The 22,276-nt window shown below is 69.0% G+C and carries 17 protein-coding genes and 1 tRNA gene; 8 read left to right on the top strand and 10 right to left on the bottom strand.

The window, feature by feature from the left end; genetic code table 11:
- Positions 1 to 16: 16 nt before the first annotated feature.
- Positions 17 to 841, bottom strand: a complete 825-nt coding sequence (gene efeU / locus ABZX92_RS02680; RefSeq protein ID WP_355552932.1) for an iron uptake transporter permease EfeU — start codon at positions 839 to 841, stop codon at positions 17 to 19.
- A gap of 131 nt (positions 842 to 972) precedes the next feature.
- Here efeU and ABZX92_RS02685 point away from each other — a divergent pair, with 131 nt between their 5' ends.
- The gene (locus ABZX92_RS02685) at positions 973 to 1,788 is read left to right on the top strand and encodes a lytic murein transglycosylase (RefSeq protein WP_355552935.1); all 816 of its coding nucleotides are present in this window, start codon (positions 973 to 975) and stop codon (positions 1,786 to 1,788) included.
- 1,030 nt (positions 1,789 to 2,818) lie between these two features.
- On the opposite strand, the gene ABZX92_RS02690 is transcribed toward ABZX92_RS02685, so the two are convergent.
- The 5 genes from ABZX92_RS02690 to ABZX92_RS02710 all read right to left on the bottom strand — a co-directional run bounded on the left by ABZX92_RS02690 (position 2,819) and on the right by ABZX92_RS02710 (position 11,960).
- Positions 2,819 to 5,989, bottom strand: a complete 3,171-nt coding sequence (locus ABZX92_RS02690) for a PDZ domain-containing protein (protein ID WP_355552937.1) — start codon at positions 5,987 to 5,989, stop codon at positions 2,819 to 2,821.
- Between the two features lie 29 nt (positions 5,990 to 6,018).
- Entirely contained in the window at positions 6,019 to 6,939 is a 921-nt protein-coding gene (locus tag ABZX92_RS02695; protein ID WP_355552940.1) for a MazG family protein, read from the bottom strand.
- A complete protein-coding gene (locus ABZX92_RS02700; RefSeq protein WP_355552943.1) occupies positions 6,936 to 7,877 on the bottom strand; it encodes a hypothetical protein in 942 nt (313 codons plus the stop codon). The genes ABZX92_RS02695 and ABZX92_RS02700 overlap by 4 nt, the downstream gene beginning before the upstream one ends.
- 14 nt (positions 7,878 to 7,891) lie before the next feature.
- Complete coding sequence (gene mfd / locus ABZX92_RS02705) at positions 7,892 to 11,446, bottom strand: transcription-repair coupling factor (protein ID WP_355552946.1); 3,555 nt, start codon at positions 11,444 to 11,446, stop codon at positions 7,892 to 7,894.
- Between the two features lie 103 nt (positions 11,447 to 11,549).
- Positions 11,550 to 11,960 carry a Rid family hydrolase gene (locus ABZX92_RS02710; protein WP_355552949.1) on the bottom strand — a complete coding sequence of 137 codons (411 nt, stop codon included), beginning with the start codon at positions 11,958 to 11,960 and terminating at the stop codon, positions 11,550 to 11,552.
- A gap of 153 nt (positions 11,961 to 12,113) precedes the next feature.
- On the opposite strand from ABZX92_RS02710, the gene ABZX92_RS02715 reads away from it, so the two are divergent.
- Positions 12,114 to 13,220 (top strand): PQQ-dependent sugar dehydrogenase, encoded by a 1,107-nt coding sequence (locus ABZX92_RS02715; protein WP_355552952.1) that lies wholly within the window; start codon positions 12,114 to 12,116, stop codon positions 13,218 to 13,220.
- Here the strand turns inward: ABZX92_RS02715 and ABZX92_RS02720 are convergent.
- The 4 genes from ABZX92_RS02720 to ABZX92_RS02735 are packed head-to-tail and all read right to left on the bottom strand — an operon-like array spanning position 13,204 to position 15,652.
- The gene (locus tag ABZX92_RS02720) at positions 13,204 to 13,632 is read right to left on the bottom strand and encodes a MarR family winged helix-turn-helix transcriptional regulator (protein ID WP_355552954.1); all 429 of its coding nucleotides are present in this window, start codon (positions 13,630 to 13,632) and stop codon (positions 13,204 to 13,206) included. The genes ABZX92_RS02715 and ABZX92_RS02720 overlap by 17 nt on opposite strands.
- Positions 13,629 to 14,033 (bottom strand): SRPBCC family protein, encoded by a 405-nt coding sequence (locus tag ABZX92_RS02725; protein ID WP_355552957.1) that lies wholly within the window; start codon positions 14,031 to 14,033, stop codon positions 13,629 to 13,631. The genes ABZX92_RS02720 and ABZX92_RS02725 overlap by 4 nt, the downstream gene beginning before the upstream one ends.
- 43 nt (positions 14,034 to 14,076) lie before the next feature.
- Positions 14,077 to 14,676, bottom strand: coding sequence for a TetR/AcrR family transcriptional regulator (locus ABZX92_RS02730; protein ID WP_355552982.1), 600 nt, complete (start codon positions 14,674 to 14,676; stop codon positions 14,077 to 14,079).
- A 34-nt stretch (positions 14,677 to 14,710) separates the two neighbouring features.
- Positions 14,711 to 15,652: an acyl-CoA desaturase gene (locus tag ABZX92_RS02735; RefSeq protein WP_355552960.1), complete on the bottom strand. Its 942-nt coding sequence runs from the start codon at positions 15,650 to 15,652 to the stop codon at positions 14,711 to 14,713.
- Between the two features lie 186 nt (positions 15,653 to 15,838).
- Here ABZX92_RS02735 and ABZX92_RS02740 point away from each other — a divergent pair, with 186 nt between their 5' ends.
- The 6 genes from ABZX92_RS02740 to ABZX92_RS02765 all read left to right on the top strand — a co-directional run.
- Positions 15,839 to 16,978, top strand: a complete 1,140-nt coding sequence (locus ABZX92_RS02740; protein ID WP_355552962.1) for an alpha/beta fold hydrolase — start codon at positions 15,839 to 15,841, stop codon at positions 16,976 to 16,978.
- 88 nt (positions 16,979 to 17,066) lie between these two features.
- Positions 17,067 to 17,137: transfer RNA gene (locus ABZX92_RS02745), tRNA-Gln, on the top strand.
- Between the two features lie 27 nt (positions 17,138 to 17,164).
- Positions 17,165 to 18,859 (top strand): GGDEF domain-containing protein, encoded by a 1,695-nt coding sequence (locus ABZX92_RS02750; protein ID WP_355552965.1) that lies wholly within the window; start codon positions 17,165 to 17,167, stop codon positions 18,857 to 18,859.
- A 47-nt stretch (positions 18,860 to 18,906) separates the two neighbouring features.
- Positions 18,907 to 20,376: a bifunctional UDP-N-acetylglucosamine diphosphorylase/glucosamine-1-phosphate N-acetyltransferase GlmU gene (gene glmU, locus ABZX92_RS02755; RefSeq protein WP_355552968.1), complete on the top strand. Its 1,470-nt coding sequence runs from the start codon at positions 18,907 to 18,909 to the stop codon at positions 20,374 to 20,376.
- Positions 20,377 to 20,390: 14 nt separating this feature from the next.
- Positions 20,391 to 21,362 carry a ribose-phosphate diphosphokinase gene (locus tag ABZX92_RS02760; RefSeq protein ID WP_355552985.1) on the top strand — a complete coding sequence of 324 codons (972 nt, stop codon included), beginning with the start codon at positions 20,391 to 20,393 and terminating at the stop codon, positions 21,360 to 21,362.
- Between the two features lie 499 nt (positions 21,363 to 21,861).
- Positions 21,862 to 22,276 (top strand): 50S ribosomal protein L25 (locus tag ABZX92_RS02765; RefSeq protein ID WP_355552971.1); only part of this gene is annotated, 415 nt, incomplete at its 3' end.

A 22,276-nucleotide genomic window follows, 5' to 3' on the forward strand; every position in this document is an offset into this window, starting at 1 on the left:
GTCACTTCTCCATTGATCAGTTGGCCACGGCGGCGCGACGGCGCGGCCGGATGAGGAACACGGACAGAACAACCCCCACGTAGGCGACCCACGCGATGGCCTGCAGCACCGAAGTGCGCTGCGAGTAGTTGAAGAACCCCTTGAGCAACGCCCCGTACCAGGAGTCCTCCGGCAGGGTGGCGCTGACGTCGAACGCCAGCGTGTCGAGCCCCGGCAGGAACGCGGCCTCCTGCAGGTCGTGGATCCCGTAGCTGAGCACCCCGGCGGCCACGAACACGAGCAGCACACCCGTGACGGTGAAGAACTTCCCCAGGTCGAACCGGATTGCCCCTTGGTACAGCAGGGCGGCGATCACCACGGCCACCGCGATCCCGCCCAGGAACCCGATGAGCGGCTCCGTCGTCCCCCCGCCGGCCGCCTGCACGCTGGAATAGAAGAAGACCGCCGTCTCCAGCCCTTCCCGCCCCACCGACAAAAGGGCCACGACCGCCACGGCAACAGGTCCGATTTGCAACGCTTCGTCCATTTTGCCGCGCAACTCGGCCGCGATCGTCTTGGCCGCCTTGCGCATCCAGAAGATCATTCCCGTGACGAACGCGACCGCGATGATCGACATGATCCCGCCGAACGCTTCCTGCTGCTCAAAGCTCATCCCCGCAGCACTGAACGTGATGATCGCCCCAGCCGCCACGGAGAGTGCCACGGCAGTCGCAACACCGACCCAAACCCACTTGAGCGCGTGCCTCCGGTCGGTCTTCACCAGGAATGCGATCAAGATGCTCACCACGAGAGCGGCCTCAAGCCCTTCCCGCAGCCCGATCAGCCCATTGGTGAACAACATCTCGACGCCTCCAGCAAATTAGGTCGGCCTTATTTAAGGTAAGCCTCACCTGTATGTCCAGCCGCCATCAGTGCCGGTTTCATCACGTTCACGCCCGTCACCGACCGTGCCGAGCACGTAGCCTGGATCCCGTGGTCCCGCCGCCGCCCCTGAAAACCCCGGTCCGCCGCCCCAACTACGGCAACATCTTCGGCCGCGTCATCCTGGTGCTGCTGCTGATCGTCGTAGTTGCCGCAGGCGCCTGGGCCCTGGGCGCCCTGAACCGCAGAGACGCCGCCCAACCAGGCCCGCCCCCGTTCCTCGTCCCCATCCAGGACGTCCAACCAGGCGCCGCAGCCCCTGGCAACGCCGCCGCCCCAGGCACCCGAGCGGACCCCAACCCACTGGCCGACTGGGCCACCCGAGTCGCCTCGAAAACCGACATCCCCCAGCGCGCCCTGCAGGCCTACGCCTCCGCCGACCTGGCCATGCAACGCGAAGCCCCGGCCTGCCGAATCTCCTGGGCCACCCTCGCCGGCATCGGCCGAGTCGAGTCCCACCACGGCAGCATCTTCGGCGCCCACCTCCAGGACAACGGCCTCCCGTCGCGCCCGATCATCGGCATCCCGCTCAACGGCTCCGCAGGAGTCCGGGCAATCCAGGACACCGACGGCGGCCGCCTCGACGGCGACACGACGTGGGACCGCGCCGTGGGCCCGATGCAGTTCATCCCAGGCACCTGGAACCGCTGGGCAGAGCGAGCAGCGGGCGACGGCAAACCGGCAGACCCCCAGAACATCGACGACGCCGCTCTCACCGCCGCCCGCTACCTCTGCGCGGGCGGCGCACGAGACCTGGGCACCGGCCAGGGCTGGTGGTCGGCGGTGATGGCCTACAACAACTCCGTGGAGTACGGCCAAAACGTGTTCAGCGGAGCCGACGCCTACGCCAGGGCGAGCGCCTCCTAGCAGTGCGACGCAGAAACGGGGCAGCGGCACAACCGCTGCCCCGCAGGTCGGGCGGCCCAGGGGGACACTGACCGGTCAAGTCGGGGCAGACCGGCACAGGGGCAACACCCAACCCCGCACTGCACACCATCTGTGCGCTCTAGAAGCTCTGAAGAGGGTTGAGGCCTGGCGGAAGGAAACCCCAACCCTCTTTCTCAGACCCCTGCCGGAGGCGCGGAGGACGTGGACGAAACCTCAGCAGGGGAAGGCAGTGGCAACTCCACGGACGCCCCGACGGAAACCTCTCCCGGCGAAGCCGGGACCTCAGGAACAGAAGGCAACGGCTCCCCGCGCTCACAAGGCGGCGCCGGCGTAGTAGGCGTAGTAGAAGGCGGAACCGGATCCTCAGACCGAGGCGCAGAAGGCGTGGGCGTCCCAGTAACAGGAGCAGTAGGCGAAGACGAAGCAGGCGGCACCACAACCGGAGGAACCGGCGGCGCAGGCGGCAAAGCCGACGACGACGTGACCACCGGCGGCGAAGCACTGTCCGAACTGGACGGAGGAACCACCTCGGTGGGTTCTTCCTCCCGAGGCCCAGCCGGAGGCTCATTCCGCCCAGTAGCAGGCGGCTTCCCCCCGGCAGTACTCCGCACAGTCTCCGTGACCGTGGACACCGCAACCCGAGTCTGCGTGGCCAACCGAGCAGCCCGAACCTCCCGGGCCGCCCCTTCGACCACCACGGTCTCAGTGACCGTGGACAACGAGGTCCCGGTCTCGAACGGCTCAGTCCACCACTGCGACGTGGGCCGAGCCGGTGGAGGCGCGGCCAGCGGCGCCTCATCCGGCGACCCGGTGAGCGCGATCAACGCGAACATGCCGCCCAGTGCCAAGAACGGCACGACGACCACGGCTCCGAAGCATCCGCGACCGCTGCGCGGCTCATCACGGTGACTCATCTGGGACACACCCCCGAACGGTGACGACTGTTCCACTTGGTTGATCGTCCACATGGAACAGTGCGTCACAGTTCTTTAGTCACACGATGGGGTGGTCAGGCCAGCGGCGGCAACTCCGGAGCGTGAGCAGCAGGTGAAGATGAAAGGCTTTCCAGGGCCAACGAAACGGCCTTCTCCAGTTGTGGGTCGCGGCCGGAAACGCGGTCGGACGGCGACATGACCACCTCGATGTCCGGGTCGACACCGTAGTTCTCCACCGCCCACCCGTGACCCTTGAACCAGGACGCGTACCTCGGTTGGGTGACCATGGTGCCGTCGACGAGCGAGTAGAGCATGTCGATACCGATGACACCGCCCCACGTCCGGACCCCGACGACCGGTCCGATGCCGAGCTCCTTGATGGCCACGTTGACGATGTCGCCGTCCGAACCGGCGAACTCGTCGGCCACCGCCACGACCGGTCCGCGCGGCGCGTCCTGCGGGTACGACTCGGAGGCCGTGTACCCGCGAGCGACCGACCAGCCGATGACCTTGCGGCCGAGCTTCTCGATCACCAGCTGCGAGGTGTGGCCGCCGCCGTTCTCCCGCACGTCCAGCACCAGCGCCTCACGCGCCAGCTCCACCCGCAGGTCGCGGTGCAGCTGAGCCCACCCGGCACCCATCATGTCCGGCACGTGCAGGTAGCCCACCCGGCCACCGGACAGCTGATGCGTGAACGCGCGTCGGTCAGCCACCCACGAGTGGTAGCGCAGCGGCTCCTCATCAGCCAGAGGCACCACCACGACGCGTCGCAGCTCGCCACCACCACCGGGCCGCACGGTCAGCTCCACGGGCTTACCCGCGGTCCCCACCAACAACGCCCCTGGGCCGGCCAGTCCGACCGGACGCCCGTCAACGGCCACGATGGCGTCCCCAGCGCGCACGGCCACCCCAGGAGCGGCCAGCGGCGACCGGGCGTGCGGGTCGGACGTCTCGCCGGGGATCACCCGCGACACCACCCACGAGCCGTCCACCAAGGAAAGATCAGCCCCGAGCAACCCCTGGCGACGTGACGCGGGCACGTGCGGCGCCGCACCCCACACGTACGCGTGCGAGGTGCCGAGCTCGCCCTGCACCTCCCACAGCAGGTCGACGAGATCGTCGTGGCTGCCCACCTCGGCCACCAGCGGCCGGTAGCGGTCCAGCTCGCCCTGCCAGTCGACGCCGCCCATGTCCGTGCGCCAGAAGTGGTCGCGCATGAGCCGCCCGTTCTCGGCGTACATCTGGGCCCACTCCAAAGCCGGGTCGACCACGACCCGCACCCGCGCGAGGTCGATCTCCACGCAGTCCGCGGAGTCCTCGTCGGCCTTGCTGTCGGTCGGCACGACCCGCAGGTCACCGCGGTCCTCGATGACCATCCGCTTGCCGTCACCGGACACCGCAAACGCTTCCGCGCTGTCCGCCAGGCACTCGGTCTTCAGCTTCGTGAAGTCGAACCGCTCCAGCACCGTCCGCGGCGGGCGGGCTTCCGGCGACGCCAGGTTGTCGCCCAGCACCCCGAGCAACGGCCGGCGCAGCCACAGCAACCCGCCCCGGGCAGCCTTCAGCCCGACGTACTCGGCGGCCGCGACCGGCACCGGCACCACGCGATCGGCGAGCCCCTCGACGTCGACCCGAGTGACCGACGTCTTCTCGTCCTCGTCGTCGGAGTCCTTGTCCTCGTCACCAACGGGACGCCCGCCGTGCATCGGGGCGAACGGCGACGGCGTGGTGGCGGCCAACGGCACGAGGTGCGGCCGACAGCCCGTGGGGAACGACAGGTCGAACACGTGCGCGTCGTACACCGGGTCGAACGCACGGATCGACAGGAACGCCAGATACTTCCCGTCCTCGGTGAACGAAGGCGCGAAGTCGGCGAACCGCAACGGCGTGACGTCCACAACGGACAGATCAGAGGTGTTCACCATCTTGATGTGCCGCAACGGGTTCGGCCCGGGATGCGACCACGCCAGCCAAGCCGAGTCGGGTGAGAACGCCAGGTGCGTGATGTGCGCGTTGGCGCCGGACACGACCTCGCGAACCTCGCCAGAAGCGATGTCCACCAACAACAACCGGCCGTCGTGCGTCGCAACGGCCACCCGCGAACCATCAGGCGCGGCAGCCAGCGACATCACCCGCCCCAGCACCCCAGCGGCAACGCGACGCGCGGTGTTCCCGGGCTCGACGCCGCCGACGGGCGCGATCTCCAGGGCTTCCTCACCCTCGACATCCGTCACCCACACCACGTGATCGGTCTCGCCGAGCACCCTCGGCAGTCGCGCCCGCACGTCCGAGCGGTCGGACAACGCGCGCACAGGGCCATCGCGATGCGTCACCCAGTGCACGGACCCACGAACCTCGACGGCGGAGGCACGGCCCGTGTGGTCGACGCTGAACGACTCGACGTTGCCGGAAGCCTTGACGTGGTGCGGTTGCAGGCCGGTGCGCGGCCCGCCGAGCTTGATGTCGAGCTTGCGCAGGTCCGACAGGCCTTCCAGCAGCCACAACTCGCCGGCCTGATGGAAGATCACCCGCGAGCCGTCGCTGGAAGCGTTGCGCGCGTAGAACTCCCCGGAAGTGTGGCGGCGGAGGTCGGTGCCGTCCGGCAGCACCGAGTACACGCTGCCGACGCCCTCGTGGTCGGACAGGAACGCGATCCGCCCGTCGATCCACATCGGGTTCGTCAGCGACGACTTGAGATCACCGAGAATCCGTGCGAACTCGCCATCACCGGCGAGATCGACCCACAGCTTGCCCGCCGTGCCACCGCGGTACCGCTTCCAGTTCGCGGGTTCCTGCATGTAGCTCGACGACGTGACGACCTGCCCGTCCGGACCGAACGAGACGTCGTTGACCCACCCGTACGGCAGCACTTCGGACGGTCCGCCGTCGAGCGGGACGGCGTGCGCCTGCTTGCGGTGACGGGACATCTGCCCGGTGGTCGACACGGCGAGCACTCGCCCGTCCGGAGTCCACCCGGACACCGCCGTGCGGGCCACTCCCCAGTGCGTCAACCGGCGGGCCGGGCCACCGTCCACAGGGGCCACCCGCACCTCGGGCGCGCCGTCGATCCAGCTCGCCCAGGCCAGTTGGGTGCCGTCCGGCGAGAACCGCGGCGAGCGGGCCGGCACCTGATCCGCCGACGCGCGCCAGGCCCTTCCTCCGCCGACGGGTGCGAGCCACACGTCGTCCTCGGCCACGAACGTCACCAAGTCACCGCGCAGGTGCGGGAAACGGAGGTAAGTCACGTGATCGACGTTAGCCCACGTTCACCGGTTCAGGAGGGCCAAAACCTCCGCCAGTCCTCTGCTGTCAGAGAATCCACACCTTCGGCCCTGGCCTTCGCCTCGGCTTCCCGAACGTTCGCGGCGAAACGGCGGCAGATCTGGCGAAGCTCTGTCTCCGGGTCGTCCCCGGCGAGCTTCGACAACGCGGTCACGGCGAACAACGTCGTGCCCGTGTCGTCACCTTCCGGCAGCAGATCGACGGGGAGTCCCGCGCGTTTGGTGCGCTGCACCAGCTTCGCGGCCAGGGCGACGGCGGGCTGACCGAGCGCGACACCGTCCACACTGGACTCGCGCTGCTTCTCGACCTGCTTCAGCTCCTCCCACCGGTGCTGCTGCGACGTGGCGTCGTGCACGGCGGGATCGTGGCCCTCGAAGACGTGCGGGTGGCGCCCGACGAGCTTCGTCACCAGTTCAGTCGCGACCGCATCGATGTCGAACGGATCAGCGGGATCCTCGGCCGCGACGCGCGCGTGGAACAGCACCTGGAGCAGGACATCGCCCAGCTCCTCGCGCATCGCCGCGCGGTCGCCGTCCTCGATCGCCTCCAGCAGCTCGAAGGTCTCCTCGACGAGGTACTGGCGCAACGACTGGTGGTCCTGCTCGGCGTCCCACGGGCATCCGCCAGGAGAACGCAGCCGGTGCATCACGGCGGCCGCGTCGAGCAACGCGGCCCCCATCGGCTCCGGCGTCGTGATCACGTGCGCGTCCGGATACGCCTCGGCCGAGGTCGTGATCACCACGGCGCCGTCCTCGACGACAGCGGGAGCAGGCCCGTCCACGCCCAGCGAGGACCAGAACTCCAGCGCCACGCCCTCGCCCGCGTAAACGGCCTTGGCCGTGCGCAACGCGGGCAGGGCGGCAGCGGGCAGCACCGCGTCGAGCCGCTCGCTCAGGACGACTGCGGTGATCAAGACTTGTTCTTGGTCGCGGTCACCCCGACGTACCCGGCGCGCTCACCGGCGTTGCCCACGACGGTCGCGTCGGTCGGGTCCCACACGCCGTAGCGGGGGTTGACCTCGATGTTCAGGTCCGCCGCGAGGTACTGGGCGATCCGCAGGCCGAACGCGGCGAGCAGGCGCGGGTCGATGCGCTCGCTCAGGTCGTCCTCACCGGGGGTCGGCGAGACCTTGTTGCGCTCCTTGACCAGCGCGACCATCCAGCTGGACTGCTGCTCGTCGGCCGGGAAGGCCACGACGGTGCCGGGCTTCACGCCCCACAGCATGGTGTGCACCAGCGACGGGTTCTCGGTGACGCGGACCTTCTGGTTCGTCGCCGACGCCTGCTGGCCACCGGTGGTGCGCGGGGCCTCCTGGATGAACCGCGACATCTTCGAGGAGTCGGCCGCGACCTCGGCGGCTTTCGCCTTCGCTTCCTTCGGGTCCTTGGTCTGGAAGAAGTCGATCACGACCTCGAGCGTGCCGAGGTTGCGCTTCGCCAGCTCGCCCATCACGAGGACGTCGCGGGTGCGGCGTTCGATCGTGGTGGCGTCCTGCTCGCTCTGCTTCGCGGCGGCCTCGGGGCCGCCCTTCTCCTGGATGGCGTCGTACACCTTGGTCCCGTCGACCACGATGTTCTCGCGCTGCGCCGCGTAGTCGGCGATCCGGTGGGAGATCTCGTCGGCCAGCACCAGCCGCGACACCTGGTCGAGCTTGCCCTGGTCCTGCATCTGCTGGGCCGCGGGCTCCTTCTTGAGCACCGTGATGGTGCGGTCCTGGACGGTCTTCAGCTCGATCGCCTGACCCCCGACGATCGCGGCCGAACCAGCCTTGGCGGGACCGGTGCCACAGCCGGTGGCGAGCAGCGCCACAGCAACACCGACCAGCGAGAAACGCTTCAGAACAGTGCTCACGAGGATCTACCCTCTCACGCCTTGGTGACCGGGGTCACGGGAGTCCCCGCGAGTGAGTCGAGGAACGCACCGCACCAGTTCAACAGCTCCTGGTCGCGCAGCTGCGGTGCACCCATCCGGCCGCCGGCTGCTCCCTCTGTCGGCCTAGGCACGGTGACCGTGCCCAGGGCCTGCTTGTAGAGGGCCTTCGGGAACAACCGGCGCAACCTGACCAGCTGCGAGTCGAGCAACTCCAACCGCGCGAACCGGATGTTCTGGCCCATCGCGATCACCTCGGTGACGCCGTGCCGGCGGCAGGTGTGCCGCAGCCGGGCGACGCTGAGCAGGCGCTCCACCGGCTCCGGCGGCGTGCCGTAGCGGTCCTTGAGCTCGTCCCAGACGGCCTGCAGCGCCGGTTCGTCGGATGCGGCCGCGATCTTGCGGTAGGCCTCCAGGCGAAGGCGCTCACCCGGCACGTACTCGTGCGGGATGTGCGCGTCGACCGGGAGATCCACGCGGACCTCGGCGAGCTCCTCCTCGATCTCGCCCCCGTCCGCTCCGGCGTGCTTGCGGAACGCCTCGACGGCCTCGCCCACCAGCCTGATGTACAGGTCGAAGCCGACGCCGGCGATGTGCCCGGACTGCTCGGCGCCGAGGATGTTGCCGGCGCCGCGGATCTCCAGGTCCTTCATCGCGACGGCCATGCCGGCGCCCAGCTCGGTGTTCTGCGCGATCGTCGCGAGCCGGTCGTGCGCGGTCTCGGTCAGCGGTGTCTCCGGCGGGTACAGGAAGTACGAGTACCCGCGCTCGCGACCACGGCCGACGCGGCCGCGCAGCTGGTGCAGCTGGGCGAGGCCGAGCAGGTCGCCGCGCTCCACGATCAACGTGTTGGCGTTGGAGATGTCGAGGCCGGTCTCGACGATCGTGGTGCAGACCAGAACGTCGTACTCGCGTTCCCAGAAACCCTGGATGAGGTGTTCGAGCTTGTCCTCGTTCATCTGGCCGTGCCCGGTGACCACGCGGGCTTCCGGCACCAGCTCGCGGATGCGCTTCGCGGCCTTCTCGATCGTCGAGACCCGGTTGTGCACGTAGAAGACCTGGCCGTCGCGCATCAGCTCGCGCCGGATCGCGGCGCCGACCTGCTTGTCGTCGTACGCGCCGACGTAGGTGAGGATCGGGTGCCGTTCCTCCGGTGGCGTCAGGATCGTCGACATCTCGCGGATGCCGGCGAGCGACATCTCCAGCGTGCGCGGGATCGGCGTGGCGGACATCGTCAGCACGTCGACGTGGGTCCTGAGCGCCTTGATGTGCTCCTTGTGCTCCACGCCGAACCGCTGCTCCTCGTCGACGATCACGAGGCCAAGGTCCTTGTACCGCACGGTTTTCTGGAGCAGCCGGTGCGTGCCGATCACGATGTCGACCTCGCCGTCCGCGAGGCCCGCGAGGGTCTGCTGCGACTCCTGCGGGTCGGTGAAGCGGCTCAGCCCCTTGATGTTCACCGGGAACTGGCGCATGCGCTCGGCGAACGTGTTGAGGTGCTGCTGCGCGAGCAGGGTCGTCGGCACCAGCACGACGACCTGCTTGCCGTCCTGCACCGCCTTGAACGCCGCGCGGACCGCGATCTCCGTCTTGCCGTAGCCGACGTCACCGCAGATGACGCGGTCCATCGGCACGGAACGTTCCATGTCGGCCTTGACCTCGTCGATCGCGGCCATCTGGTCCTGAGTCTCGGTGAACGCGAAGGCGTCCTCCAGCTCGCGCTGCCAGGGCGTGTCGCTGGCGAACGCGTGGCCGGGGGCGGACTGCCGGGCCGCGTAGAGCTGCACGAGCTCGGCCGCGATCTGCTTGACCGCCTTGCGCGCCTTGGACTTCGTGTTCTTCCAGTCGCTGCCGCCGAGCTTGTTGAGGCTCGGCAGCTCGCCGCCGACGTACCGGCTGACCTCGTCGAGCTGGTCGGTCGGCACGAACAGCCGGTCGCCGGGCTGGCCGCGTTTGCTGCTCGCGTATTCGAGAACGAGGTACTCACGGGTGGCGCCCGCGACCGTGCGCTGGACCATCTCCACGTACTTGCCGATGCCGTGCTGCTCGTGCACCACGTAGTCGCCCGCCTTGAGCGCCAGCGGGTCCACCGCGTTGCGCCGCTTGGACGGCATCTTGCGCATGTCCTTTGTGGACGTACCGCCGCGACCGCCGGTCAGGTCGGTCTCGGTCAGCACGACCAGCGCGAGGTCCGGCAGCACGAAGCCGTCTTCGAGCGCACCGCGCACGACCGTGACGGTCCGTGCTTTCGGTGCCTCATCGAGGGATTCGACGTGCATGGCAGCGATCTCGGCGTCCTGCATGCGTTCCACGGCACGCTGCGCGGTACCGGCACCGGGCACCACGAGCACCGCCGCGCCACCCGTCGCCGTGTGCGCCTTGAGGTCCGCGAAGGCGCGTTCGACGTCGCCCTGGTAGGCCTCGACCGGCTTCACGTCGAGGTGCACGACGTCCGGCGCGTCGGTGGTGAGCTGGCTGAGCGTCCACCACGGACGGTCGTTGTTGCGCGCCTTCTCCGCGATCTCGCTGATGCTCTGGTACGCGCTGCGCCCCAGGTCGATCGGCGCCTTGCCGCCCCCCGCCGCGGCCATCCAGGAGGCTTCGAGGAACTCCTGCCCGGTGCGGACCAGGTCGGCCGCTCGCGCGCGGATCTTCTCCGGGTCGTTGAGCAGGACGTGGGTGCCCGGCTCGACGACCTCGGTGAGCAACTGCAGCTCGCCGGGGCACAACGCGGGGATGAGCGCCTCCATGCCCTCGACCGCGATGCCGTTGGAGATCTTCTCCAGCATCTCGGCGAGGTGGGCGTCCGACTGGTGCTCCTCGGCAAGGCTCGCGGCGCGCTCCTTGACGTCGTCGGTCAGCAGCAGCTCACGACACGGCGGCGCGACGAACTCGGTGATCTCGTCCGGCAGCGACCGCTGGTCCTGCACCGAGAACGGCCGGATCTCGCTGACCTCGTCGCCCCAGAACTCGACGCGGAACGGGTGCTCCGCGGTCGGCGGGAAGATGTCGAGGATGCCGCCGCGAGTCGCGTACTCACCGCGCTTCTCGACCATGTCGACGCGCGTGTAGGCGTTCTCGGCGAGCCGTGTGATGAGCTCGGCGAAGTCCTGCTCCTCGCCGACCTTCAGGTGCACCGGCGTGAGATCGCCGAGACCGGGCGCCATCGGCTGGATGAGGCTGCGGACCGTCGTCACGAGGATCCGGATCGGGTTGCCCTCGGGGTGCTTGAGCCGGCGCAGCACCTGCAGGCGCGCGCCGACCGTGTCCGCGCGGGGCGACAGGCGTTCGTGCGGCAGCGTCTCCCAGCTCGGGAAGAACGCGACCTTGTCGGCGCCGATCAGGTCCTTGAGGACACCGGTCAGCTCCTCGGCTTCGCGGCCGGTAGCCGTCACGGCCAGCACCGGCCTTGCGGTGGACAGAGCCGCGGCGACCAGCGGGCGGGCGGCCAGCGGACCGTCCAGCTCCAGCTCGGGAACGCCGGCGGAGTCGATCAACGTGCGGAGGGCTTTGTCGGGCAGGACACCATCGAGCAGGCCGAGCAGCGGCATGTGAGAAACCCCGTCGAGTGCGGAACGCCAGACAGACCCCTGCCTGGGACGAGGGGCCTCACCAACCACCATAGCTCGTCGCGCGAACCCCTATCGGGTGGCTCTAGCGGGGCTGCGGCAGGGCGGCGGTGAGGTCGACCTCGACGAGCTGACCTGGGAATCCGAGCTGGGCGACGCCGAGCAGAGTGCTCGCGGAGGTGAAGGCCGGGCCGATCGCGGAGGCGGTCAGCCGTTGCCAGGCCTCGGCCAGGACCTCCCGGTCGGAGCTCACCACGTACACGACGGAACGGACGACGTGGCGGGGTTGCGCACCGGCCGCGGTGAGGGCTGTCAGGGCGTTCGCCGCGACCTGGCCGATCTGCGCGCCGAGGTCTTCCGGGCCGACCAGTTGGCCGTCCGGGCCTATAGGGCACTGGCCGGCCAGGTAGGCGGTCCGGCCGGCCTCGACGATCGTGACGTGGTGGTAGCCGGGCGGTTCGTGCAGCTGGGCGGGGTTGATGCGGGTGATTTCCATGTTGATGACCGTGTCACGGCGAAATCGGCTCGCTCCAGCGAATATCGAGCAGTCACGAGAAGGCGCGGGCGCTGGACCTCGACGCGGCACGGGCGCTGCTGCCCGTCGAGCGGCCTTACGGAACCTCCACGGCACAAAACGCATAGTCAGGACATGCGCGCACTCGTTGCTGTGTCGGTGCTGGTGGTCGCGGCCTGCTCCGCGCCGGAACCAGGCGGCAACGCGCCGTCCAAGGCACCCGCGCCACAGGGCCTGAAGGTCGAAGAGGTCGTGGGCGGGTTGGAACACGCCTGGGACATCGGGTTCCTGAAAGACGGCTCGATGCTCGTCACCGAACGCCCAGGCCGCCTCAAGCTCGTCAAGAACGGCCAGGCCACGCCCGTCGACATCGACCTCGCCGACATCCAGGTGCGGGGCGAGGGCGGGCTGATGGGACTCGTGATCCACCCCGACGGCCAGCGCTTCACCACCTGCTACAACACGACGAAAGACGTGCGGCTGGTGACGTTCCGGCTCGACGGCACCCGCGCCACCAAGGTGAAGGACCTGGTCACCGGCATGCCGTCCAACTCGAGCGGCAGGCACTCCGGGTGCCGCCCGACGCTCGCGCCCGACGGGACCATGTTCGTGGCGACCGGTGACATCGCACAGGCCCGCAACCCGCAGGACAGGACCAGTCTCGGTGGCAAGGTGCTGCGGCTCGACGCCGAGACCGGCGAGGGCGCCGCGGGCAACCCGTTCGCGTCGTCGTCGAACGCCAACGAACGCCGGATCTACACCTACGGCCACCGCAACGTGCAGGGCGTGGTCTTCCGCCCCGGCACCGACCAGGTGTTCTCCAGCGAGCACGGGCCGGACGTCGACGACGAGGTCAACCTGCTCAAAGCGGGCGCCAACTACGGCTGGGACCCGTCCAAGGGCGGTACGCAGGGCGGCTACGACGAGAGCGTGCCGATGACCGACCTAAAGCGGTTCCCGGACGCCGTCCCCGCCGTGTGGTCGTCGGGTTCGCCGACCGAGGCGATCTGCCAGGCCGCCTTCTGGAACGGCAAGCTCGCGATCACCGCACTCAAAGGCTCGAAGCTGCTGCTGTTCACGCTCGACGCACAGGGCAAGGTCCAGAACGTCAGCATCCCCAACGAGCTCAACGACAAGTACGGACGACTCAGGGCCGCCCGCACCGCGCCGGACGGGTCGCTCTACCTCACGACGTCGAACGGTTCGAACGACAAGCTGCTCAGGCTCACAGAAGACGTGTGAGGCCCCGGACGAACGCCTGCTGCTCGTCGCCCAACCCCGCGAAGTACGCGGCGTCCGCGTCCTCGACGTCCTTCATGGCCTTGGCCACCAGCGCTTTTCCCTCAGCCGTCAGATCGAGCAACCGCGCGCGGGAGTCCGCCGGATCGACCTCCCGTGAGATCAACGCGCGGTCCGCGAGCTTGCGCAGGACCTGCGAGGTCATCATCGGATCGGTGCCTGCTTGCTCGGCCAGACGTTGCTGCGACGGCGGACCGCTGTGCCCGACCAGCCACCACAACGACGCCAGCAGCACGAACTGGACGTGCGTCAGGTCGTGCGGGGCCAGCGCCGCCCGCATGGCCCGCTGCCACGCGAGCGTCACCCGCCACAACAGGAAGCCCGGAGAGTCGTCCGGGCCGGAGAACCGCGTCACGAGGCCAATTTCACCAGCGCCTCCACCGCGTCTGGCAAGTCGGCCGTCACAACGGGGCCGAGGAACGCTGCCGCAGGCCCCTCGATCACCACGGAATGCGTGACGCGCACACCCTCGGCCACCTGCTCCACGCGGTGCGAGAACCTCAACAGCGCACCCTCCACGGACGTCTCGTCCACGAACCCGACGCCCTCCTCGACCGAGGTCAGCTCGAACGGGATCGCGCCCTGGCCTTTGATCACCATCTCGCCGCGAGACCCAGTGGCGAACGGACCGGACAGCGTCACCGACTCCACGCCCTCGTCCCACTCCACCCAACGGCCGACGTCGCTCCACAACGCCCAGACCGCCTCGACGGACGCCGGCCCCACCACGCTGTGCTCGAACTCGTAATTTGTCATGCACGCATATTATATGTGCGCTTACTAAAGTACAACGGGCAGCTCACGTACGGCTGCGCAGCTTGGGCTTGTGCTCCAACGCGGACAGGCCGTTCCAGGCCAGGTTGACCAGGTGCGCCGCCACCTCGTCCTTCTTCGGCTTGCGCGCCTCGAGCCACCACTGCCCGGTCAGCGCGACCATCCCGACCAACGCCTGCGCGTACAACGCGGCGAGCTTGCGGTCGTAGCCCTGCTTGGCGAAGTGCAGCGCGAGGATGTGCTCGACCTGCGACGCGATGTCGTTCAACAGCGAGGAGAACGTGCCGGAAGACGAAGCGACGGGCGAGTCCCGCACCAGGATGCGGAACCCGTCCGTCGAGCCCTCGATGTAGTCGAGCAGCGCGCAGGCGGCCTGTTCCAGCAGCTCGCGCGGGTGCGAACCGTCGTCCAGCGCCTGCACGATCTGGTCCATCAGGCGTTGCATCTCGCGGTCGACGACAACGGCGTAGATGCCCTCTTTGCCGCCGAAGTGCTCGTAGACGACGGGCTTCGACACGCTCGCGCGGTGCGCGATCTCCTCGATCGAGGTGGCGTCGAAGCCCTTCTCGGCGAACAGGGCGCGGGAGACGTCCAGGAGCTGCTCTCGGCGTTCCTTGCCCGTCATCCTGACCCTGGTCACCCGAGCCAGCCTACGGCCCTCACTTCTTCACGCTGATCCTGGCCAGCCGCTGCTCACTGGGCCAACGGACCTGCGTGGCCCAGCCGAACTTCTCGAACAGCCAGATCAGGCGGGCCGAGGTGTCGATCTGCCCGCGCTTCACGCCGTGCCGCGCGGAGGTCGGGTCGGCGTGGTGCAGGTTGTGCCACGACTCGCCGAAGCTCAAGATCGCCAGCGCCCAGACGTTGGCGGACCGGTCACGCGCCGCGAACGGGCGGTCGCCGACCATGTGGCAGATCGAGTTGACCGACCACGTGACGTGATGCAGGAACGCGACGCGGACGAGGCCTGCCCAGAAGAACGCCGTCAGGCCGCCCCAGACGGACCACGTGATCAGGCCGCCCAGCACGCCGGGCAGTGCCAGCGAGATCGTCGTCCACAGCACGAAGAGCTTGTCGACCCACACGATGTCCTTGTCGGCCATCAGGTCCGGGGCGAAGCGCTTGTGGTTGGTCTTGTCGCGCTCGAACAGCCAGCCCATGTGCGCGTGCCAGAAACCCTTGGCCAGCGCGGCGGGGCCGGTGCCGAAGAGCCACGGCGAGTGCGGGTCGCCCTCGCGGTCCGAGAACGCGTGGTGGCGGCGGTGGTCGGCCACCCAGTCGATCACCGGGCCCTGCAACGCCATCGAGCCCGCGATGGCCAGCGCGATCTTCAACGCGCGGTTGGCCTTGAACGAGCCGTGGGTGAAGTACCGGTGGTAACCGATCGTCACACCGAGGCCGGAGAGGTAGTAGAAGGCCACGAAGAGCGCCACGTCGACCCAGCCGAGGCCCCAGCCCCAGGCGAAGGGAACCGCGGCCAGCAGAGCGAGGAAGGGAACGATGACGAACACGTAGACGCCGAACTGCTCGGCATGACCGCGTTGTCCGTCGATCAACGGCTTCGGGCCCTGGTCAGTGGACCGGTCCATCGTCGAAGTCATACGGGTACCTCTAGGGGGAGTCGAGGGACGTATTGAGGAGTGACGTACCTACGCAACCGTAACTTACGGAAGCGTAGGTTAGGTGAACCTTCTCCACCAGACCCCACGTGGAAACTCACGGAGAGTTCTCAGGATCACCACGCTGTGTCGCATGGAATCGAGACCTGCGCGAGGCATCATCGGGGGATGGCCAGACGCAAGATCATCCGGATCGCCGTGACCTCGCTGCTCGCCCTGCTCGTACTGGTCACGGCCGCTCTGGGCGGTGTCGGCTGGTACTACAGCGGCGAGCTGCTCGACGTCGACCCGTGGGCCGGGCAGTACCCGGACACCGCACTGGGCAAGGACGACAAGAACGTCGTGCTCGCCGAGTCGGACGCTTCGCTGCAACGCGGCACGATGGGCCTCATCTGGCCGGGCGGCACGGCGAAGGTCGGCGACATCGCGACGAGCGAGGACGGCCGCGTCGAACGGCCGTTGCTGGAGGGCAACGCACCGCCGGACGGCACGAGGGTCCGCGTCGAGAACGCCGTCTACGAGGGCAACCCGAAGACCGCGCTCGGCCTGGTCTACAGCGAGGTCGGCGTGCCGACCGAGCTCGGCGACATGCCCGCGTGGTTCGTGCCCGCCACCAAGAACGACACGTGGGTCATCAACGTCCACGGGCGTGGCGCGAAGCGGGAGGAGGGCCTGCGCGTCGTTCCTCAGCTGCACAGTGCGGGGTTGCCCGTTCTGCTGATCAGCTACCGCAACGACACCGGCGCGCCCGCGTCCCCCGACGGGCTCTACCACCTCGGCGACACCGAGTGGCGCGACGTCGAGGCCGCGATCAAGTACGCGCAGAACCAGGGCGCGCGGAAGATCGTGCTCTACGGCTGGTCGATGGGCGGCGCGATCGTCGGCCAGACCCTGGCCCGTTCAAGTGTCGCGGCGGCGGTCAACGGCGTCGTGCTCGACTCCCCCGTCACGAACTGGACGCAGACGCTGAACCTGCAGGCGCAGAACCGGGGCGTGCCGACGTGGCTCACGCCGGTCGCCGAGCTCGTGTCCGGCTGGCGGGCCGGCATCGACTTCGACCGGTTCGACCTGGTCCGCAACCCACCCGCGCTCAAGCCGCCGACGCTGCTCTTCCACGGCTCCGCGGACGGCACCGTGCCCGCCCAGTCGTCCCGCGACCTGGCGACGGCGGCGGCCGGGCTCGGGTGGCCGCTGCAGTACGTGGAGATCCCCGGCGCGGACCACACGTCGGGGTGGAATGTGGCGACCGACACGTACCGCGACGCGCTCGGCGACTTTCTGACCAGGTCAGTCGGCGCGAAGCCGTGATCTTGAACTGAGCCGGATGAGTGGTGGTTGGACAAGAAGAGGACGTCTCGTGACAACATGTGCGCAGGGCGGGCGCGAGTTCGCCCGTTCCGCCATGGTGTAAAGGCAGCACCTCTGATTTTGGTTCAGATGGTCCAGGTTCGAATCCTGGTGGCGGAGCAAGGCCCAGGAGATGGGTGCAGTTCTGTGGTCTTGGGAGGTGCGAAGCTGCCCGAGGAAGCGGTCGACGAGCAGGGCAACGTGGGCCACCGCCACCACGAGATGTCCGACGCGTGGCTGGTGGGCCGCGCGAGCGAACTTGTCGCCGTGGCCCAGAGCAGCCACCTCGCCGCACAGCTCGACGCGGCGTCCGAGATCGACCACATCCTCGCCGAGGCGCAGGGCCGTGGTGAGCCCCGCATCGTCGCGCAGCTGCTCAGAGCCGCGGCCGTGGTCCGGCTGGTGACGCCCGGCCTCGTCGACATGTCCGACCCGCAGCTCGACGAGATGCTCGCCCACTGCCGCCGTCACGGCCTGATCGTGCTGGAGGCGGACGCGCGGGCGTTGCGCGGACGCCGGTTCCTGCTGGGCAACGCCGAGGACAAGGCGCTGACCGAGATCGCGGCGGCGCTCGCGATGATGCTCGACGAGGAACCCGAGCCCGACCCGGTGTTCGACAAGCGCACGTGGGACCAGCTGCTGGCCACGACGCTGCAGGACATCGCACTGGTGCTGACCCAGCTGGGCGTCTACGAGATGGCGGACGACGTGCTGGCGGGCGCGAACAACGCGTTGCGCGAGAGCGGTCAGCCGCACCAGATCTACGTGCACCTGGTGAACCGGGCCCGGCTGCGCATCGGCTGGGGTCTGCGGCTCGAACGGGTGAACCTGCACGACGCCGCGCACGAGCAGTTCAACGTGGCGTCCGGGCTCGCGGAGGCCGCCGAGGTGCCGTTCCGGCAGTCGCTGCACCCCGGCAGGCGCGACCTCGCCGCCGCCGATCAGGTGCCGATCCTCGGTGCCGCCCACGCGCTGACGCACCCGAGCGAGGACCACCTCGACCGGCTGTGGTCGTTGCGCGGGCTGTCGATGTACGCGCGGGAGCTGATCATCGTCGCGATCGCGCTGGCCAGGTGCCTCGTGAAGGCGAACCGGCTGGACGACGCGCTGAAGGTCCTCGGCGACACCCGCACGCAGATGGAGCACGACACGTCGGAGCCGTCGCTGGTGCTGTCGCTGGAACGCGAGTACGCGCACCTGTGCGGCCCGCACACGATGTCGGCGCTGGAGGCCTACAACGCTGCGCTGGAGCTGCAGCTGTGGGGGATGCAGGAGTCGCGCGTCGCCACGATCACAACGCGCCGCGAGCACGAACGGCTGACGCGCGCGCACGGTCAGATAGCGCAGCAGGCGTTGCAGGACCCCCTCACCGGGTTGCCCAACCGGCGGGCGCTCGACGACAAGATCGGCGAGCTCATCGCCGGTCAGGTCGACCCGTTCTCCATCGCGCTGGTGGACCTCGACGGCTTCAAGGGCGTCAACGACCGGCATTCACATGCCGAGGGTGATGATGTTCTTCGGGTGATTGCCAGCACACTCCGGCAGGCCCTGCGCGGCGACGACATGGTGGCCCGCTACGGCGGTGACGAGTTCGTGGTGCTGCTGCCCGGAGCCCCTCTGCACGCCGCCGAAGCAGCACTCGGGCGGGCGGTGGATGCCGTGGCAGGCTTGCCAATCGACCTCTCCCGGGGCGTCACGCTCTCGGTCGGCGTCATCTCGCTGCGCCCCCGCGAATCCGCCAACCAGGCCCTGTCCCGGGCCGACTCGGCGATGTACGTGGCGAAGCGCCAGGGCGGCTGCCAGGTCGCGGCCGTGGCGGGGGAGCCGTCCGCGGAGGCTTAGGCTGGTCCGCGGACTTCGAACCACCCAGCCTGTTAGGGAGAGCATTGATGCTCGAGGGCCCTGTCAGCACGGTCGTGCTCGCCGCCGGGGAAGGCACCCGCATGCGGTCGTCCACGCCCAAGGTGCTGCATCGGATCGCCGGACGAACGCTCGTGGAACACGCGGTGCGCGCGGCGGCCGGCACAGATCCCGACCACCTGGCCGTCGTCGTCGGCCACGGCCGTGAAGCCGTCACTGAGCATCTTGATGGTCTGTCCGAGGCGCTCGGCCGCAAGGTCACCGTCGCGGTGCAGGCCGAGCAGAAGGGCACCGGGCACGCGGTCTCGTGCGGCCTGGCGGAGCTGCCGCACGACCTGGGCGGCACCGTGATCGTGAGCTACGGGGACGTGCCGCTGCTCGACACCCAGACCCTCAAGGCCCTGCTGGCCGAGCACTCCTCGGCGGGCAACGCGGTCACCGTGCTGACGGCCGTCGTGGAGAGCCCGGTCGGCTACGGCCGGATCGTGCGCGACTCCGACGGGTCCGTGCAGCGGATCGTCGAGCAGAAGGACGCCTCGGACGTCGAGCAGCTGATCACCGAGATCAACTCCGGTGTCTACGCGTTCGACGCGGCGGTGCTGCGCGACGGCCTCTCGCGGCTGTCGACAGACAACGCGCAGGGCGAGCTCTACCTGACCGACGTGCTGGGCATCGCCCGCGGCGACGGCAAGCGCGTGGGCGCGCTGATCGCGGCCGACCCGTGGCTGGTCGAGGGCATCAACGACCGCGTGCAGCTGGCCGCCGTCGGCGCCGAGATGAACCGCCGCATCGTCGAGGGCCTGATGCGCTCCGGCGTGACCGTCGTCGACCCGGCCTCGGTGTGGGTGGACGCGGACGTGACCGTCGGCCAGGACGCCCTGATCGAGCCGAACGTGCAGCTCCGCGCGGGCACGGTCATCGGCGCGCGTGCGGTCGTCGGCCCGGACACCACGCTCTCCGGCGTCTCCGTCGGCGACGGCGCCTCCGTCGTGCGCACGCACGGCAGCGACTCGGTGATCGGCGAGAAGGCCACCGTCGGCCCGTTCGCCTACCTCCGCCCCGGCACGTCGCTGGGCGTGAAGGGCAAGATCGGCACGTTCGTCGAGACCAAGAACTCCACGATCGGCGAGGGTTCCAAGGTTCCTCACCTCTCGTACATCGGCGACGCCACGATCGGCGACCACAGCAACATCGGCGCCGCCTCGGTGACCGTCAACTACGACGGCGTGAACAAGCACCGCACGATCGTCGGATCCCACTGCCGCACCGGCTCGGACAACATGTTCGTGGCACCGGTCGAGGTGGGCGACGGCGCCTACACCGGCGCGGGCACGATCCTGCGCCGCAACGTCCCACCGGGCGCGCTCGCCGTGTCCGGCGGCCCCCAGCGCAACCTCGAAGGCTGGGTCGTCAGCCGCCGTGCAGGTACGGCTGCGGCTCAGGCAGCGGCAGAGGCCCTCGCGAAGCAGAATGACGAGAAGACAGAGGAGGGTCGCTGACCGTGAACCCGCAGATGCCCGGCACACCGAAGAAGAACCTGATGCTCTTCGGCGGGCGTGCATATCCAGAGCTGACGGAGGAGGTCTCGAAGCACCTCAACGTCACGGTGACCCCGCAGCAGGCCTACGACTTCGCGAACGGCGAGATCTTCGTCCGCTTCGAGGAGTCCGTGCGCGGCTGCGACGCCTTCGTCATCCAGTCCCACACCTCCCCCATCAACCAGTGGCTGATGGAACAGCTGATCATGGTCGACGCCCTGAAGCGCGCCTCGGCCAAGCGCATCACCGTGATCATGCCCTTCTACCCCTACAGCCGTCAGGACAAGAAGCACCGCGGCCGCGAGCCCATCTCGGCCCGCCTGGTGGCCGACCTGTTCAAGACCGCCGGCGCCGACCGTCTCGTGTCGGTGGATTTGCACACCGCGCAGATCCAGGGTTTCTTCGACGGCCCGGTCGACCACCTGTGGGCGATGCCACTGCTGGCCGACCACATCCGCGACAAGTACGCGGGCCACGAGATCACCGTCGTCTCCCCCGACTCGGGCCGCACCAAGCTGGCCGAGAAGTGGGCGGACACCCTCGGCGGCGCCCCGATCGCCTTCATCCACAAGACCCGCGACCCGCTTCGCCCCAATGAAGTGGTCTCGAACCGCGTGGTCGGCAAGGTGGAGGGCCGCCTCTGCATCGTGATCGACGACATGGTCGACACCGGCGGCACCATCGCCGGAGCCGTGAAGCAGCTGCTCAACGAGGGCGCCGCCGACGTGGTCATCGCCGCGACCCACGGCATCCTCTCCGGCCCGGCCACCCAACGCCTGCAGGACTCCGGCGCCCGCGAGGTCGTGTTCACCGACACCCTCCCGATCCCGGCCGAGAAGCGCTTCCCGAAGATGACCGTCCTGTCCATCGCACCTCTCCTGGCCCGCGTGATCCAGGAAGTGTTCGAGGACGGCTCAGTCACCTCCCTGTTCGACGGCAACGCCTAACCACGACCCACCTGCTTCACACCACACGCGGGGGCCCCGCGTCTCCTTCTGGAGGCACGCGGGGCCCCCGCGTGTGCTCCTGGGGAACGCCGGGCCCCCGCGTTCCCTCCAGGGCAACGCGGGAGCCCCACGTTCCCTTTCTGGTTCACGCGGGAGCCCCACGTTCCCTTCTGGGGAACGCGGGAGCCCCACGTTCCCTGCTGGGGGACGCGGGGGCCCCGCGTGTGCTCCTGCCGAACGAAAGCTCCCCGCGTGCGCTCAGCAGGGGGGCGATTAGCACCCCGCGCCGGCACTCACCTACACTGTTCGGGTTGCCTCGGCGAGGGCGAGCTCCACAGCTCGGCGTGATCGACGCGGTGGCTTGATGCCGCGCGTGTTGACCTCTGTTTCCGCGCTGCTCGCCGCCGCAGGCCACCACCAAGCCTCAACCGCTGAAACTGCTGACGACTTGTGCACCGCCCCGACGTACAAGGCCAGACCTGTTAAGGAGTACCCCACCGTGTCCGAGGTCCGTCTCGCCGCTGAGCAGCGCACTGAATTCGGCAAGGGCGCAGCCCGCCGTACCCGTCGCGCCGGCAAGATCCCCGCGGTGCTCTACGGCCACGGTTCCGACCCGAAGCACCTGGCCCTGCCGGCGCTCGAGTTCGCCCGTGTTGTCCGCGAGCACGGTCAGAACGCCGTCCTCACCCTCGCCCTCGACGGCGGGAGCGAGCTGGCGCTGACCAAGACCGTCACCACGCACCCGATCAAGAACTACATCGAGCACGTCGACCTGCTGCTCGTCCAGCGCGGCGAGAAGGTCACCGTCGAGGTGCCGCTGGTGGCGTCGGCCTGCAAGAAGGTGGCCCGGTTGTGGCGGGCAGTCATCAGGCGGCCGTGTTCGACGACTGCTGGATCGGTGTCGACGTGGATAA

The sequence above is a fragment of the Lentzea sp. NPDC006480 genome (assembly GCF_040611995.1).
In the GTDB taxonomy this organism is placed as follows: Bacteria; Actinomycetota; Actinomycetes; order Mycobacteriales; family Pseudonocardiaceae; genus Lentzea.